This window comes from Phytobacter sp., assembly GCF_059074235.1.
The window spans coordinates 1,117,440-1,132,557 of sequence record NZ_JCACPZ010000004.1 but is presented as its reverse complement, the minus strand read 5'-3'; the positions used below and the strand labels follow the sequence as shown (position 1 = coordinate 1,132,557).

Below are 15,118 nucleotides of genomic sequence, written 5' to 3'. Positions count from 1 at the left end.
GGTGCTGCTTTACTCGCCAGTTGAAAACGTGCATGTTATCTAAAATTGTGAGCGCTTCGCAAATGAGGTCAATATGTCCACCAACGCTTTGAGTATGCTGTTATCCCGTCGGGACTGGGAAAATCCGGTCATCACCCACTGGCACCGCCTTGCCGCCCATGCACCCATGCAAAGCTGGCGGGATATTGAAGCTGCGCGTGACGACAATACCGCGACCTCCCGGCGTTTACTGAATGGCGAGTGGCAATTCCGCTTTTTTGATGCGCCAGAAGAGGTGCCAACTAGCTGGATCGAGGATGATTGTGCCGATTCAGTAAGCATGCCGGTACCATCAAACTGGCAAATGCAGGGTTTTGACACTCCTATTTACACCAATGTGACTTACCCGATTCCGGTCAATCCACCGTTTGTGCCGCAGAAAAACCCTACCGGTTGTTACTCGCTCACATTTGAGGTGGATGCGAAGTGGCTCGCCAGTGGACAGACACGAATTATCTTCGATGGTGTGAATTCGGCCTTCTACCTGTGGTGTAACGGCCAGTGGGTGGGCTACTCGCAGGACAGCCGCCTGCCGGCTGAATTCGACCTCAGCAAGGTGTTACAAACAGGGACTAACCGACTGGCGGTGATGGTGCTGCGCTGGAGCGACGGTAGCTATCTGGAAGATCAGGATATGTGGCGTATGAGCGGGATTTTCCGTGATGTCTCTTTGCTACATAAACCTCTGGCGCGCATTGCTGACTTCCACCATGTGACCCACCTGAACGCGGAGTTTAACCATGCGCTGCTTCAGGTGGATGCCGAACTTGCCGGTGATTACGCCGATTGCGAAGTGGCGTTTGCCTTGTGGCAGGGTCAGGACAAAATTGCTGAGGCGCGACAGGCGCCTGGCAGCGAGATTATTGATGAACGAGGCGTCTGGGCTGAACGTTTAAGCGTGGCAATGCCCGTCGAAAATCCGCTGCTGTGGAGCGCTGAAACGCCGAATTTATACCGCTTAACGGTCGCGCTGTATCACGCTGACGGCCGGTTGCTGGAAGTGGAAGCCTGCGATGTGGGCTTCCGTGAAGTGGAAATCAGCAATGGCTTACTCAAACTCAATGGTAAGCCGCTGCTGATTCGCGGGACCAACCGCCATGAGCACCACCCGGAAAATGGCCAGGTGGTGGATGAAGCCACCATGCGTCGCGACATTGAGCTGATGAAACAGCACAATTTTAACGCGGTGCGCTGCTCTCATTACCCCAACCATCCGTTGTGGTATCGCCTGTGTGACCAGTACGGTCTGTATGTGGTAGATGAAGCCAACATCGAGACGCACGGCATGATCCCGATGAGCCGTCTGTCAGATGATCCTCAATGGCTCCCGGCGATGAGCGAGCGCGTTACCCGCATGGTACAACGTGACCGCAACCACCCGTCGATCATCATCTGGTCACTGGGCAACGAATCGGGCCACGGAGCCAGCCATGATGCGCTTTACCGTTGGGTGAAAACCACCGATCCAACGCGCCCGGTGCAGTACGAGGGAGGTGGTGCGAACACGGCGGCAACCGATATTATTTGCCCGATGTATGCCCGAGTCGATCAGGATCAGCCTTTCCCGGCGGTGCCAAAGTGGTCGATCAAAAAATGGGTCAGCATGCCAGATGAAACTCGTCCGCTGATCCTGTGTGAATATGCGCATGCAATGGGTAACAGCTTTGGCGGGTTCGCTAAATACTGGGAGGCGTTCCGTGCTTACCCCCGCCTGCAGGGCGGTTTTGTCTGGGACTGGGTCGATCAGGCGCTGACCAAAACCGATGAAAACGGTGAGACCTTCTGGGCCTATGGCGGCGACTTTGGAGACACGCCAAACGATCGTCAGTTCTGCATGAACGGTCTGGTCTTCCCGGACCGCACGCCACATCCGGCGTTGTATGAAGCTCAGCGTGCGCAGCAATTTTTCCAGTTTACGCTTATCAGCACCTCGCCACTGGCGATTGAGGTGACCAGCGAATTCCTGTTCCGCGATACCGATAACGAAACCCTGCACTGGTCGATTGTGCGTGATGGGGACACCCTCGCGAAGGGTGACGTGGTGCTGTCGATCCCGGCAGAAGGGACGCAGCGTATTGAACTGTCTGTACCAACGCTTGCTGCCGCTTCGGGTGAAGTCTGGCTGAATGTCGATGTTTATCAGCGAGATGCCACGCCGTGGTCGCCGCAGCATCATCTCTGCGCCTGGGATCAGTGGTCACTGCCTGCACCGCTGTTTGTTGCACCGGTTTCCGACGTTTCTGAACGCCCAACATTGACCATCGGTAACGACACCTTTGTTGTTGAACGGGCGCAGCAGCGTTGGGCATTTTCCCGTCAAAGTGGGCATCTGACACAGTGGTGGCGTAACGGGCAACCGACGCTGCTTTCTCCGGTTATCGACAACTTTACCCGTGCGCCGCTGGACAACGATATTGGCGTGAGTGAAGTGACGCGTATCGATCCGAATGCGTGGGTGGAGCGCTGGAAAGCCGCAGGTATGTATGAACTAACACCGCTGCTGTTGCAGTGCGAAGTGCAGGAAAATGCCAGAGACATTACAGTGATTACGCGTCATGGCTGGCAACACAACGGCAAGACGCTGTTTATCAGTCAGAAGTGGTGGCGCATTGCTGGTGACGGAGCATTGCAGGTTGAGGTTGATGTGCAGGTTGCAGAAGACGTTCCACCGCCGGCGCGTATTGGCTTGCACTGTCAGCTTGCAGAAGTGCCGCCGCAAGCGACCTGGCTTGGGCTGGGGCCTTATGAGAACTACCCGGACCGCAAGCTGGCGGCCCGCCAGGGGTTGTGGACGCAGGATCTGTCGCAGTTGCACACGCCCTATATTTTCCCCAGTGAGAACGGACTTCGTTGCGACACGCGGGCGCTACGTTATGGCGCGCATCAACTGAATGGTCGATTCCATTTCTCGTTAAGCCGCTACAGTCAGCAGCAGTTGAATGAGACGACTCATCGCCATTTGCTGCGTGAAGAAGCCGGATGCTGGTTACAGTTAGATGCGTTCCATATGGGGCTGGGGGGCGATGACTCCTGGAGTCCGAGCGTGTCACCGGAATTTGTACTGAGTGAAAACGCGGTGCGTTACACCTTCCTCTGGTCTCAGGACTAAACTTAACTCGTCAGGCGCGGCGGGAATCCACCCGTCGCGTAACTCACTTCGGAGATGTTCTCATGAAGTATGTTGATGGGTTTGTGGTAGCGGTGCCTGCAGATAAGAAGGAGGCCTATCTGCAACTGGCGGCCAAAGCGGCACCGCTGTTCAAAGAGTTTGGTGCCACGCGTGTGGTGGAGTGTTGGGCAGACGATGTGCCCTCAGGCAATATCACCGATTTTCGCATGGCGGTAAAAGCTGAAGATCATGAAGAGGTGGTTTTCAGCTGGATTGAGTACCCTTCCAAAGAAGTCCGCGATGCCGCCAATCAAAAAATGATGGCCGATCCCCGCATGCGGGAAATGGGCGATGCGATGCCTTTCGACGGCAAACGCATGATCTACGGCGGCTTTGCCCCGATCCTCGATGAGTGAGTATCCCCTTCGCTCACAAGCTCAACCGGTTATGCAGAACGCACTGCCACACCGGTTGCGGCTTTGCTACCTTTCATTTCGCGCGCAGTTTCCAAGATTATTTTCTGCCCAGCTTATAAATGCGTCTTTCGGCAATGCCTTACTGTACAGCCAGCCTTGCCCGAACTGTACGCCATGCTGGTAAAGCCAGGATAGCTGACCTTCGGTTTCAATGCCTTCTGCCACCATTGCCAGTTTCAGGGCTTTTGCCATCTCGACGATATGGGTAGTCATATTTTTATATTCGAGGGCATCGACAAAGGATTTATCGATTTTGATGATATCGACGTCCAGATTTTGCAGATAACTGAGGCTTGAATACCCCGTGCCAAAATCATCGATAAAGATGGCGTGTCCGGCGGCGCGCAGGGCAGAGATGGTCGGCATGCTGGTGGCCGGATCGGCAAAACCGCGTTCGGTCACTTCCAGGGCGATTTGCGAGGAAGAGAGCTGCCATTGTGTGAGTAATGCGTGTATCTGGTTCGGTACCGTCGAGGTGAGCAAATCAGAAGGCTCAAGATTGATGGAGACATGCTGATCCGGGTGGGCTTTTAGCCAGGGCCCCATATCCTCGAACACTTTTTCTATGATGAGTTTTGTCAGTTGTGGCATCAGCCCAGTTTGTTCCGCAAGCGGGATAAAGGTATCCGGATAAAGCAGTCCTCCGTCACGTTGCCGCCAGCGAACTAACGCTTCTGCGCCGACGATTCTTCCGCTCTCAAGCGCGACAATCGGCTGGTAAAACATCTCAATTTCCCGCGCGCGAATGGCATCCAGTAAACGGTAACTGGGGGACTGCAAGCGGCGAAGAATACGAATTAATAAGAAAGCGATCGCCAGACTGAGCAGTAACCCCACCGGTAGCCAGATGGCGAGCAACCGCAGCCAGCTTTGCTCCAGGGGAGCAAGTGAAGCCCATGTGATGATGGCGATCCCCATCTCCGGGACTGGTGTGATATTCCATGCGGCATTACTTGCCTGAATCTGAACCGGATGCTGGCTGTTAATCTGATTAAGCACCTCGGCAGTCGGGGCTTTGCTGTTGCTGGTAATGACCCGTTTGGTGTTGATACCAATGAGCGCCACGTTAATCGGCCAGGAGCCGGATGAGACGACGTCAATAAATGACTGGGGATCGGTCATGATGATATGACGTTCGGTCCCGATAGCGACCATGTACTGCGTCAGCCCCAGATCGTTATGGCTGGTGAGCCAGGCACGAAACCCGTCAGTCGTCATTTTTTCCGGGGGAGGAAATGCCGTGCCTTCACTGTCACTTTCCAGCGATGAGCACTCAGGCATGTTGTGATCGAGATAAATCACTTCCTGCACATAGCGAAAGGTATAGGAGACCCGGCGCATCATCAGTAGATGTTCCGGGCTACAGGGTACGCCCTCGAAACTATCCAGGTGACGAAGAGCTGCTTTTCCTTGATTCACTACCTTTTCGGCACGCATTTTCACAAGCCGGGAGAAGGTGTCCAGCTCGTGCATAAATGTCTCTTCCGCCTGACGATGCGAAAGCCAGATACTCAGGGCTACAGGTACAAGAACGGCGAAAAGGAGAACAGCGGTAATAAGGCTAACCAATCGTCGGTTTGTCATGATCAAAAATCCCTGTTTGATACTGAGAAACATGCGTATTTGAAGTCCACAAATGTTATAACACGCGACAATGATTGATTTCTTTCAGGAATTGCGGGATGAAGAAAAAAGAATTCGTAACCCAGGATCTCCTTAGCAAAATTTATCAATTTAGTGATTCTGGTCCGCGAAAACTCCCCCCTGAAAGACAGCTTGCCGAAGAGTACGGCGTTTCGCGATTTACCGTGCGCCAGGCGATTGAGAAACTTGCCAGCATTGGCGTGGTGCGGATCGTGCAAGGATCCGGGATCTGGATCAATGAGCAGGCGCGCAACAACCCGCTGGTCTACAACTCGATCACCGAAAAACGCTTCGATCAGATTCGCTTTCGCATGGTCAGCCTGCATAAAAAACGCCCGGACAGAGACGAACAGCAGATTTTTGGCCTCAGCGATGAGCGCTTTATCTGGCAGTTCTGCCGCCTGCGTTTTGTCGATGAAGAGGCGGTACAGATTGAGATATCACGTATGCCGGTCGAGGATTTTAGCGATCTTAATCAGCAGGTGATTGAAAGCTCATTGCAGCAGTATGTGCTGGGGAAGGGGTATCAGATTTCCCACATGCTGACGACCTACCGTGCTGTTTCCGTTAGCCGAGATCAGGCGGCATTACTGGGCTGCAAAAAGGGCAGCCCGGCCATGCACATCAGCAATCGCGGTATTCTGGAAGGGGGACGGGTGTACGAAATAAGCGACATCATCGACATCAACTACACCTGCACTTACGTCATCCCCCATAATCGCCAGAACCTGGCGTTCCGCAAAGGCGAGCAGTGATCAGGGCGTATGAATTGTCCCGTCCGGTAAGCGGCTCTGCGTCCATTCATGCGGGCGATAGAGTACCGGGTGGCGCAGCCCCTCTTCTTCGTTAAACGTGACGCCAATGCCTGGCGTTTGCGTCGGATAGACAAAACCGTCTTTGACAACCGGCGCGCCAGGGAAAACGGCGTCGGTGGTGGCTGAGCGCGGAATGTACTCCTGAATAGCGGCATTGTGCAGGTGAATATTCAGATGTGTATTTACCGCCACGCCAATCGGCGTCATGTCGCCAGGACCGTGCCACGCGAGGCGTACGCCAAAGGCCTGGCATAGCACCGCCAGTTTCAGCGCTGGCGTGATGCCGCCAATCTGTGAAATATGACAGCGAATAAAATCGATGCGGCGGTTCACAATCAGTTCGTGCCACTCTGCCGGGTTATTGAAAAGCTCCCCCATCGCCAGCGGAACGCTACTGTGCTGGCGGACTTGCTCAAACCAGCCGCTCTGCTGAGGCGGCAGAATATCTTCAATAAAATAGGGCTGATATGGCTCCAGTAGTTTAGCCAGTTGTACCGCCTGTTGCGGAAAGAGGCGCTCGTGCACGTCGTGCAAAATCTGCAAGCCGTAGCCATATTTTTCCCGCAGCGCTTTGAACATCGCCACGGTGTTGCTCATGTATTCCTGTTGATCAAAATACGCACCTGGCGTGGGATTGCCGGGCGTATGCAACTGCTCAGGTGTACCGCCGTAAAAGCCTAACTGGCAGCGAATGTGGCGGTAGCCCTGCTCGCGAAGACGGTCTACGCTGGCGAACAGTTCCTCCAGGGTCTCACCGCTGGCATGGCTGTAGGCCGGGATGGCATTGCGCGATTGCCCGCCGAGCAACTGGTAAAGGGGCATTCCCGCCAGCTGTCCTTTGATGTCCCAGAGTGCCATATCCACACCGGAAATTGCGTTGTTCATCACCGGGCCATTCCGCCAGTACGCATTGACGTTCATCATCTGCCACAGATCTTCAATGTGGTTTGCATCACGACCGATCAGCAGCGGTTTAAGGTACTCATCCACCATCGCTTTAACCGCCAACGGGCGCTGCTGGAAGGTGGCACAACCGTGTCCTGTTATGCCTTTGTCCGTAGTGACGCGCACGGTCACCAGGTTGTGTCGGTCAGGACGGGTGATAAAACATTCGACATTTTGAATCAGCGTTGGCGTCACGGGGAGACTCCTTTACAACGAGGTGATAGCCAGAATGGTTATTATCTTCCCCTTAATTTTCGCTCAAGGTAAACCCTTTTTTAATATAAATATTTTGGTCAGTTATTTGATTTGTTTTTAATTAAAAACCATACCAATTTCATGTATGGAGGTGATTTTACTGCTTTATGGTGGCGAATTGTGATGTGAGTCATCTTTTATTGGTTTGTTTTGTCATTTTTCTTTCTTTACTCTTTAAGACAAGTATTAAAACGACAATATTCCTGCAGGAGCTTTTATGGGGACGCAAGAAGCCATCAACAATATTATCCGTCTGGTGGGTGGGAAGGATAATATCAACAATGTCTGGCATTGCATGACGCGCTTACGCTTTGATCTTATTGACGATAACAAAGTTGACCAGGGAGCGATCAAAGCGCTGCCCGGTGTCATGGGCGCGCAGTTGCAGAGCGACCAGTTCCAGATTGTTATTGGCCCGAAAGTAAACAGCTGGTACGAGCAAATGCTGACCGTGCTAGGCAATAAACCGGATGCCGCCAGCCCGGCAAAAGGGCGTAAAAGCCTGGTCTCAATGTTTATGGATACTGTTTCCGGCGTATTTGGGCCGATTGTACCCGCCATTGCCGGTGCCGGGATGATCAAAGGACTATTGGCCGGACTCATTGCCCTGAAGCTGGTTTCTGCGAAGAGCGACACGGTGGTGATTATTGATTTGATCGCCAGCGGGGTCTTTTACTTCCTGCCGTTTTTCCTTGCCGTATCAGCCGCAAAAATCTTTAAAACCAACGAATACCTGGCGGCGGCGGTGGCGGCCTGTTTGATGTATCCGTCGTTGATTGATGCAGCGAAAGCGCTGGCGACACACCAGGACGGGGCAGTGAGCGCCCTGTGGTTGTTGAATGCGATCCCGGTGTCGGTATTTAACTATGCCTCCAGCGTCATTCCGGTCATCTTCTCTATTCTGGCGCTGAGCTACATCCACCGCTGGGTCGACAGATTCATGCCGGACGTGCTGAAAACGGTCTTTACCCCGACATTGACTCTGTTCCTCGGTGCGCTGGCGGCGCTGGTTATTATCGGCCCAATCGGTATTTATCTCGGCAAAGCGCTGGCGTGGTTTATCGAAGGGCTATTTGGCGTCTCGGCCAGCTTTGCCGGACTGGTGGTGGGAGCGATTCGCCCGGTGGCGATCCTCACCGGCATGCACCATGCCATGACCCCGATCGCCCTGCAAAACTTCAGCGACCGTGGCTACGACATGCTGATGCCGATGATGTTTATGGCGAATATGGCAATTGCTGGATCCACCTTTGCCATCTGGCGTATCAGCAAAAACCGCCAGGACAAAACGGTCACCCTGTCAGCGGCGATTTCTGCCCTGTTGGGGATCACTGAACCGGCGCTGTTTGGGGTGCTGACCCGCTATAAAAAGGCCTTTATTGCCGCCACGGTGGCAAGCTCCCTGGCCTCCGCGTTTATTGCCTTCTTCGGTGTCCGGCTCTATGGCTACATTTTGTCGAGTATCTTCAGTCTGCCAGCCTATATTGGTCCGTACTTTGTTTATGCCCTCTCCGGCGTGGTGATGGCCCTGGTGCTCTCTTTTGTGTTAACCACCATGCTGGTGGGAAAAGAAACCACTGAATAACTTACCGTCGGTGCGCCAGTCGGCGCACCAGATGGTCTCCGGCCATTTGCACGCCCTGAACCATCACCAGTAAAATCACTACCGTCCCGAGCATCACCTGATCGTTAAAACGTTGATAGCCATAACGAATCGCCAAATCACCTAATCCGCCTCCCCCGATAACCCCCGCCATGGATGAGAAGCCAATCAGCATCACCACGGTCAGCGTGATCCCTGCCAGCAGGGTAGGGAGCGCTTCCGGCAACAGTGCTTTGGTAATCACATGCCACGGGCTACCACCCATTGAGAGAATAGCTTCAATACGCCCGTAGTCGACCTCATCCAGCGCGCTTTCCGTCAGGCGGGCGAAGAAGGGAAAGGCGCCAATGGTAATCGGCACAATCGCCGCCGTGCTGCCCAGCGTTGTGCCAATCAGCAAGCGGGTAAATGGAATCAGTGCTATCAGCAACACGATAAACGGCAGTGAACGACCAAAGTTGATTATCGCACCCAGTAGGGCGTTGAGCCGTGGCATCGGCACCAGGCCATTTTTGCGTGAAATAAACAGAATCACGCCAAGTGGTAAGCCAATCAGTACGGTAAAAAGTGACGCCAGCGCCACCATATAGAGAGTATCCAGCGTGCCGTCGACCAGCAACGGCCAGAGGTCTTCCCAACTCATGCTACCCCGCATAATGGCCTCCCGTTAAAACCGTGACGAGCAAGGAAATCGCGTTCAGCCTGCGGATCGTGCAGTAGCGCCTGGCGCAATCTGGACCAGGGGGCGACCAGCAGGTCGGCGATTTTTCCACTCTCAATGACTTCGCCGTTTTCCAGCAGAGCTGCGTGATCGCAGAGCGTTTTCACCACCTCCAGCTCATGGGTAATCAGCACAATGGTCAGCTTCAGCTTCTGGTTAATGTCGGCCAGAAGCTCCAGCACCGAGGCGGTGGTTTCCGGGTCGAGCGCGCTGGTGGCCTCGTCGCAAAGCAGCACATCGGGGCGAGCCGCCAGTGCCCGGGCGATACCTACACGCTGTTTCTGCCCGCCGGAAAGCTGAGAAGGGAAGGCCTGCGCTTTGTCACTGAGCCCTACCAGCCAGAGGAGTTCTTCCACTCGCTCCTGGCGCAGTGCTTTCGGTGTACCGGCAATCTCCAGCGGTACGGCGACGTTGTCCGCCACCGTGCGGGCATGGAGCAGATTGAAGTGCTGGAAAATCATGCCGGTGCGCAGGCGGTGCTCGCGCAGTCCGGCTTTGTCGAGTTGCGTGATATCACTGCCGTTGATGGTGATGCGGCCCGTGGTGGGCCGCTCCAGCAAGTTCAGACAGCGGATCAGGGTGCTTTTCCCCGCGCCGCTGCGCCCCAGGATGCCGTAAATGGCTCCTTTCGGTACGCTCAGCGACACGTTGTTCAGTGCCGGTCGGCCCGTTCCGGCATAGGTTTTACTCAGCCCTTCAATGTCAATCATGACTGCGGGGCAACCGGGATCACGGAGCCGTTGTAGGTTTTACGAATAAATTCGGCTACCTGCGGCGAGGTCAGATCTTTTGCCAGCTCTTTGATACGCGGATCGTTGGCAAGATTCGGGTTAGTCACCAGAATGTTGGCATACGGGTTGTGGTCAGCACTTTCCAGGCCCAGAGCATCTTTGGCCGGTGACAGACCCGCTTCCAGCGCATAGTTACCGTTAATCACCGCCAGGGCGACATCATCCAGTGAGCGTGGGATCTGTGGCGATTCCACTTCCAGAATCTTCAGATGTTTCGGGTTTTCCACGATATCTTTCGGCGTGGCCAGCGTGCTCGCCGGGTCGGTGAATTTCGCGTCCAGTTTGATGAGGCCCTGGCTTTGCAGCAGGAACAGCGCACGGCTCAGGTTGGTGACATTGTTCGGCACGGCGACGGTAGAACCATCCGGTACGGATTTGAAATCTTTGTATTTATGCGAGTAAATGCCCAGCGGTTCGATATGTACTGTGGCGGCAACGGCAAAGGTTTTACCCAGCGCTTTTTCCTGGCTTTTCAGGTACGGCACGTGCTGGAAGTAGTTCGCATCCACGTCACCGCTCGCAAGCAGTTCATTGGCGTTGGCGCCGCTGGTCAGTTCAACGATTTTGATATCCAGTTTTGGATCCAGTTTTTTAACGTAGTTGAGGATCTCTGCGTGCGGAACCGGGTCCGCTGCAATACGCAGTGTTTCAGCCTGAGCAGTACCCCATGCCAGAGAAAGAGACAACGCCACCCCTGCCAGTTTAAATGCGGCATATTTCATGATGTTTTTCCTTATGTTGTTATGGTTTATACGATCAATTGTTCACTGCGTTCGCGCAGCACATCGCGGTAGTACCGCTCGGCTACATCCGGGTGAGAACGTAAGCGGCCCTTCAGGTAGTTCCAGCCTACATCTCGTAAAAGGGGGTTATGTGGATCGCTTTCTGGCCCCAGTGCGTCACGTGCCAGTGATTCAGGTAAGGCATAGACCGGGACGACGGCGTCCAGTTGAGCGCCAAGGAAGAAGGCAATCGACAAGCGATCTTGTCCCGCCGGTGGGGAGATCACGCGGTGCACGGTGGCACGCAGGTAGCCGTTGGTTGCCAGTTCCAGCAGTTCACCAATATTGACAACAAAGCTGCCCGGCAGCGGGGTGGCATCAATCCAGTTATCCGGCGAAATTTCGACCTGTAAACCTTTCTGCTCATCCTGCAACAGGAAGCTTAAAAAGCCGGAGTCTTTGTGCGCGCCCACGCCCTGATTGCTCTGGTTATTCTCCTGGCCTGGATAGCGAATCAGTTTGATGTGTTCGTTAGGCTTATCACCATAGAGGGTATCAAACGCATTGGCGGGCAGTTCCAGCGCTTCGGCAAACGCACGCAACAGGACAATGGCCATTTCGGTCATTGATTTCTGCCATTCCAACAGCGTGGTTTTCAGGGAGGGTTGTTCTTGTGGCCACAGGTTTGGCCCTTGCAGTCGACGCCAGCGCGGGTCATTGTCGCTCACCAACAGTGCAGAACGCTCGGCACCAATATCAAATTGTTCACGCCAGTCCGGCTTGCCGCGGGTCAGCTCTGAAGCGGCACGGTTATAGCCACGAAAATGGGGAGAGTGAATCATCGCCACTTGCTGTTTTTGTTCATCGTTTAAGGCAAAAAAGCGGCGGGCTTCCTGCTGAACGGCGCGTTGCAGGTCGTCATTAACACCGTGATGGGTGAGGTAGAAGAAGCCGATATCGCGCGCGGCGGTGCGCAGTTGTTCGAGAAAGGCATCCCGCTCAGCGGGATTGAAGTACCGCGCGAGGTTGAGGATCGGTAAGGTGGTGGCGTTCATTGTGTTCTCCGAATAAAGGTTCGCAGGTGTTCGTTCTTTTTAGAGTCCGGGGTTCGGCACAACAGCAGCGCATCATGATGCTTTCCTCACATGTGGTTTAAAGGCAGCTTGCCTTAAGCGAAAAAATTCAACCAATAACGTTCTTTTCTAATTTATGTCCGCGTGGGGTTCGTTGCTTTTGCGAAAAACAGATAAAGCCAGGTGGTTGCAGTGGGCGAATAAATTCGATAGACTTTTGTTATGTTATAACAATACACGCGAGAGTAAGATGAAACCCGATATTCACCCGCACTACCGCACCGTGGTGTTTCATGACACCAGTGCGAACCAGTACTTCAAAGTTGGCTCGACGATCAAAACCGATCGCGAGATTGAACTGGAAGGCGAAACCTACCCGTACGTCACGCTGGATGTCTCTTCGGCATCACACCCGTATTACACGGGCAAGCAAAAAGTGGTGGGAACAGAAGGGAGTGCGGCGCGCTTCCAGCAGCGTTATGGCCGTTTTATTGGAACCAAGCGGGACTAAATTATGCAGGTGCTTAACTCTTTACGCAGTGCGAAACAACGCCACCCTGACTGCCAGATTGTCCGGCGCAAGGGGCGTATTTATGTGATTTGCAAATCCAACCCGCGCTTTAAAGCGGTGCAGGGTAGAAAGAAAAAACGTTAACCGCGAAAGCCTTCCAGGGTTTGCCGTTGCTTGCCGTCGGTCGTGAAGTTGTCGGCGGCAAGCCACTGGCAAAATGCCCGATCCAGATGTGGCCATTCACTATCAATCACTGAAAACCAGTCGGTATCGCGATTGTGCCCTTTCGTGACCAGCGCCTGGCGAAAGCGCCCCTCATACTGAAATCCTAACCGCTGTGCTGCCCGTCGTGACGGCTCGTTCAGGCTGTTGCATTTCCACTCATAACGGCGGTAGCCGAGCGTCTCCATGGCATAACGCATCAGCAGCCACTGTGCTTCCGTCGCGGCAATAGTCCGTGTCATCAGTGGTGAGAAATGAACACTACCTACCTCCACGACGCCGTTACTGGCATCAATTCGCATTAACGAGAGCGAACCGACCGCTGACTGCGTGCGCTTATCTATCACCGCAAAGTGAACCGGATCGTTTAATTCGCAGACGCTGGCGACCCATGCGGTATAGGATTCCAGGTCTTTATCCGGCTCACGTAGCAGCCAGGTCCAACTACTGGCATTGCCCGCCAGGCTGTGCGCGGCAAACAGAGCCGGTGCATGTTCCAGTCGCAGAGGCTCGAGACGACAGTACTGGCCTTCCAGCGTCACGCGTTGTGGAACAGGGCGCGGTTGCCAGTCGGGAAGCGCATCGCCCACGGGTTGTCCGTAAAGATTGAGTTGACTCATAGTGGCTCCTTTGTGCAGTGAGATTCAGCGTAGGGCTTCGCTGGTTCCATAAGAAGTGCCATCAGGCTATATTTTTATGGAACCACTTATGGAGCCTGAAGATGAATATCCCCGATGAAGCGCTTAAAGCGCTCCTGTGCCCGGCGCTGGATGAGCGCAATGGCTTAACCCGCCAGCGCGTGCTTTACCTGACGTTGCGGGACGCGATTCTTAGCGATCGGCTGAAAGCTGACAGTCTGCTACCCGGTTCGCGGATACTGGCGAAAGATGTGGGCGTTTCACGCAATACGGTGAATGCGGCGCTCGACCAGTTAGCCATCGAGGGATTTGTGGCGCGTGAACGTCAGGGAACGCGTGTACGCATGTTAGCCAGTGCGCCAGAAGTACAGGAAGCTCCCGCTGTCGCGCTGGCCCGGCGGGTAAAAACCCTGCCTCAGGGCGTCACCCGTAACTCCCCTATTTTCACGTTTACACCGGGGCTACCTGCGGTGAATTACTTTCCGATGGCGACCTGGCGAAGACTTTCGGAGCGCGTCTGGCGTGAAGAGGGAAGTGCATTGCTGGGATATGGCGATTCTGCTGGGGAATTGCGCTTACGGGTGGCGATTGCCCGCCATCTGGCTTTAGCACGCGGTATTCACTGTGATGCGCAGCAGATTGTGATTACCGAAGGTGCACAGGATGCGTTGATGCTCTGTATCCATTTGCTCTGCGATCCCGGCGACAACGCGTGGGTTGAAGAGCCGGGGTATAACGGAGCGAAAAGTGCATTTCTTGCGGCGGGACTGAATGTCACCGGTATACCGCTGGATGGTGAAGGCATGATATTACCGACTGGCGAACCTTTGCCACGCATCATGTATACCTCTCCTTCCCACCAGTACCCACTGGGCTATGTGATGAGTGCGGCAAGGCGATTACAGATACTGGAGGCGGCGAGAAGCGCCGGGAGCTGGATAATCGAAGATGATTATGACAGCGAATTTCGCTATCTCGGCGATCCCGTTCCGGCAATGCTTGGCATGCTTCCTCACCCGCCGGTGGTGTATCTGGGGACGTTCAGTAAGACGTTATTCCCGTCTCTACGTATTGGCTTTATGGTGATGCCGCCCTCACTCGCACAGGTCGCCGCGCCGGTGATTAGCAGTCTGCTACGCGGCGGGCATCGCGTGGAGCAACGAGTATTAGCGCACTTTATCGAAGAAGGACATTACTCGCGCCACCTGGCGGCTATGCGGCGTCTCTATCGTAAACGGCAGGAGCAGCTACGGGAAACCATCAAGGGTGAATGGGGCGACTTTCCTTACCAGATACTGGGCGGAGAAGGGGGAATGCATTTGACGCTGGCTATACCGGGGATTGACGATTTGGCGGTTGTGCGTGAGGCGCGAAAATTTAACCTTGCTCCTCATGCACTCAGTCGTTTTTACTTACAGCCAACACCGGGAGTCAGCGGCCTGGTGCTGGGTTACGGTAATACCTCTGCCAGTCTGTTTCGCGGTGGTGTGCGTACGCTCGTGCGCCTGATTATGTGCTCTCAGGGTGGGTGTGTTGATTCTCCCGTCCCTTGAG

The 15,118-nt window shown here is 54.3% G+C and carries 14 protein-coding genes; 7 read left to right on the top strand and 7 right to left on the bottom strand.

Annotated features, from left to right (window positions below; translation table 11 throughout):
* Positions 1-73 precede the first annotated feature (73 nt).
* Together AC5JPW_RS09335 and AC5JPW_RS09330 are read left to right on the top strand one after the other, a co-directional pair.
* Positions 74-3,148, top strand: a complete 3,075-nt coding sequence (locus AC5JPW_RS09335; RefSeq protein WP_494239778.1) for a beta-galactosidase — start codon at positions 74-76, stop codon at positions 3,146-3,148.
* Positions 3,149-3,210: 62 nt separating this feature from the next.
* Positions 3,211-3,564, top strand: a complete 354-nt coding sequence (locus tag AC5JPW_RS09330; RefSeq protein WP_494239777.1) for a DUF1428 domain-containing protein — start codon at positions 3,211-3,213, stop codon at positions 3,562-3,564.
* Positions 3,565-3,630: 66 nt separating this feature from the next.
* On the opposite strand, the gene AC5JPW_RS09325 is transcribed toward AC5JPW_RS09330, so the two are convergent.
* Entirely contained in the window at positions 3,631-5,208 is a 1,578-nt protein-coding gene (locus tag AC5JPW_RS09325) for an EAL domain-containing protein (protein ID WP_494239776.1), read from the bottom strand.
* 98 nt (positions 5,209-5,306) lie between these two features.
* Here AC5JPW_RS09325 and AC5JPW_RS09320 point away from each other — a divergent pair, with 98 nt between their 5' ends.
* On the top strand, positions 5,307-6,023 hold the full coding sequence (locus AC5JPW_RS09320) for a GntR family transcriptional regulator (RefSeq protein ID WP_494239774.1): 717 nt from the start codon (positions 5,307-5,309) through the stop codon (positions 6,021-6,023).
* Here the strand turns inward: AC5JPW_RS09320 and AC5JPW_RS09315 are convergent, their stop codons facing one another.
* Positions 6,024-7,223, bottom strand: coding sequence for an enolase C-terminal domain-like protein (locus AC5JPW_RS09315; protein ID WP_494239773.1), 1,200 nt, complete (start codon positions 7,221-7,223; stop codon positions 6,024-6,026).
* A gap of 277 nt (positions 7,224-7,500) precedes the next feature.
* Between AC5JPW_RS09315 and AC5JPW_RS09310 the strand changes: the two genes are divergently transcribed.
* A complete protein-coding gene (locus AC5JPW_RS09310; protein ID WP_494239771.1) occupies positions 7,501-8,868 on the top strand; it encodes a PTS transporter subunit EIIC in 1,368 nt (455 codons plus the stop codon).
* A gap of 1 nt (position 8,869) precedes the next feature.
* On the opposite strand, the gene AC5JPW_RS09305 is transcribed toward AC5JPW_RS09310, so the two are convergent.
* From AC5JPW_RS09305 to AC5JPW_RS09290, 4 genes are read right to left on the bottom strand one after another with little or no spacing between them, the layout of a single operon-like run.
* Positions 8,870-9,529 (bottom strand): methionine ABC transporter permease, encoded by a 660-nt coding sequence (locus AC5JPW_RS09305; protein WP_494241181.1) that lies wholly within the window; start codon positions 9,527-9,529, stop codon positions 8,870-8,872.
* The gene (locus tag AC5JPW_RS09300; protein ID WP_494239770.1) at positions 9,526-10,317 is read right to left on the bottom strand and encodes a methionine ABC transporter ATP-binding protein; all 792 of its coding nucleotides are present in this window, start codon (positions 10,315-10,317) and stop codon (positions 9,526-9,528) included. Before AC5JPW_RS09300 ends, AC5JPW_RS09305 begins: the two co-directional genes overlap by 4 nt.
* Positions 10,314-11,120, bottom strand: coding sequence for a MetQ/NlpA family ABC transporter substrate-binding protein (locus AC5JPW_RS09295; RefSeq protein ID WP_494239769.1), 807 nt, complete (start codon positions 11,118-11,120; stop codon positions 10,314-10,316). Before AC5JPW_RS09295 ends, AC5JPW_RS09300 begins: the two co-directional genes overlap by 4 nt.
* Positions 11,121-11,146: 26 nt before the next feature.
* Positions 11,147-12,175, bottom strand: coding sequence for an isopenicillin N synthase family dioxygenase (locus tag AC5JPW_RS09290; protein ID WP_494239767.1), 1,029 nt, complete (start codon positions 12,173-12,175; stop codon positions 11,147-11,149).
* 268 nt (positions 12,176-12,443) lie between these two features.
* On the opposite strand from AC5JPW_RS09290, the gene AC5JPW_RS09285 reads away from it, so the two are divergent.
* Both AC5JPW_RS09285 and ykgO read left to right on the top strand, forming a co-directional pair.
* Positions 12,444-12,704, top strand: a complete 261-nt coding sequence (locus tag AC5JPW_RS09285; protein ID WP_458044188.1) for a type B 50S ribosomal protein L31 — start codon at positions 12,444-12,446, stop codon at positions 12,702-12,704.
* 3 nt (positions 12,705-12,707) lie between these two features.
* The gene (gene ykgO, locus AC5JPW_RS09280; RefSeq protein ID WP_494239765.1) at positions 12,708-12,848 is read left to right on the top strand and encodes a type B 50S ribosomal protein L36; all 141 of its coding nucleotides are present in this window, start codon (positions 12,708-12,710) and stop codon (positions 12,846-12,848) included.
* Here the strand turns inward: ykgO and AC5JPW_RS09275 are convergent.
* Positions 12,845-13,546, bottom strand: coding sequence for a GNAT family N-acetyltransferase (locus AC5JPW_RS09275; RefSeq protein ID WP_494239764.1), 702 nt, complete (start codon positions 13,544-13,546; stop codon positions 12,845-12,847). The two genes, ykgO and AC5JPW_RS09275, sit on opposite strands and share 4 nt — an antisense overlap.
* A gap of 101 nt (positions 13,547-13,647) precedes the next feature.
* Here AC5JPW_RS09275 and pdxR point away from each other — a divergent pair, with 101 nt between their 5' ends.
* Complete coding sequence (gene pdxR / locus AC5JPW_RS09270; RefSeq protein ID WP_494239763.1) at positions 13,648-15,117, top strand: MocR-like pyridoxine biosynthesis transcription factor PdxR; 1,470 nt, start codon at positions 13,648-13,650, stop codon at positions 15,115-15,117.
* The last annotated feature ends 1 nt before the right edge of the window (position 15,118 follow it).

Excerpts from the sequence above, each read along its gene's own strand:
- AC5JPW_RS09335 (WP_494239778.1), top strand. The coding sequence starts at position 74 with ATGTCCACCAACGCTTTGAGTATGCTGTTATCCCGTCGGGACTGGGAA.
- AC5JPW_RS09330 (WP_494239777.1), top strand. The coding sequence starts at position 3,211 with ATGAAGTATGTTGATGGGTTTGTGGTAGCGGTGCCTGCAGATAAGAAG.
- AC5JPW_RS09325 (WP_494239776.1), bottom strand. The coding sequence starts at position 5,208 with ATGACAAACCGACGATTGGTTAGCCTTATTACCGCTGTTCTCCTTTTC.
- AC5JPW_RS09320 (WP_494239774.1), top strand. The coding sequence starts at position 5,307 with ATGAAGAAAAAAGAATTCGTAACCCAGGATCTCCTTAGCAAAATTTAT.
- AC5JPW_RS09310 (WP_494239771.1), top strand. The coding sequence starts at position 7,501 with ATGGGGACGCAAGAAGCCATCAACAATATTATCCGTCTGGTGGGTGGG.
- AC5JPW_RS09305 (WP_494241181.1), bottom strand. The coding sequence starts at position 9,529 with ATGAGTTGGGAAGACCTCTGGCCGTTGCTGGTCGACGGCACGCTGGAT.
- AC5JPW_RS09300 (WP_494239770.1), bottom strand. The coding sequence starts at position 10,317 with ATGATTGACATTGAAGGGCTGAGTAAAACCTATGCCGGAACGGGCCGA.
- AC5JPW_RS09295 (WP_494239769.1), bottom strand. The coding sequence starts at position 11,120 with ATGAAATATGCCGCATTTAAACTGGCAGGGGTGGCGTTGTCTCTTTCT.
- AC5JPW_RS09290 (WP_494239767.1), bottom strand. The coding sequence starts at position 12,175 with ATGAACGCCACCACCTTACCGATCCTCAACCTCGCGCGGTACTTCAAT.
- AC5JPW_RS09285 (WP_458044188.1), top strand. The coding sequence starts at position 12,444 with ATGAAACCCGATATTCACCCGCACTACCGCACCGTGGTGTTTCATGAC.
- ykgO (WP_494239765.1), top strand. The coding sequence starts at position 12,708 with ATGCAGGTGCTTAACTCTTTACGCAGTGCGAAACAACGCCACCCTGAC.
- AC5JPW_RS09275 (WP_494239764.1), bottom strand. The coding sequence starts at position 13,546 with ATGAGTCAACTCAATCTTTACGGACAACCCGTGGGCGATGCGCTTCCC.
- pdxR (WP_494239763.1), top strand. The coding sequence starts at position 13,648 with ATGAATATCCCCGATGAAGCGCTTAAAGCGCTCCTGTGCCCGGCGCTG.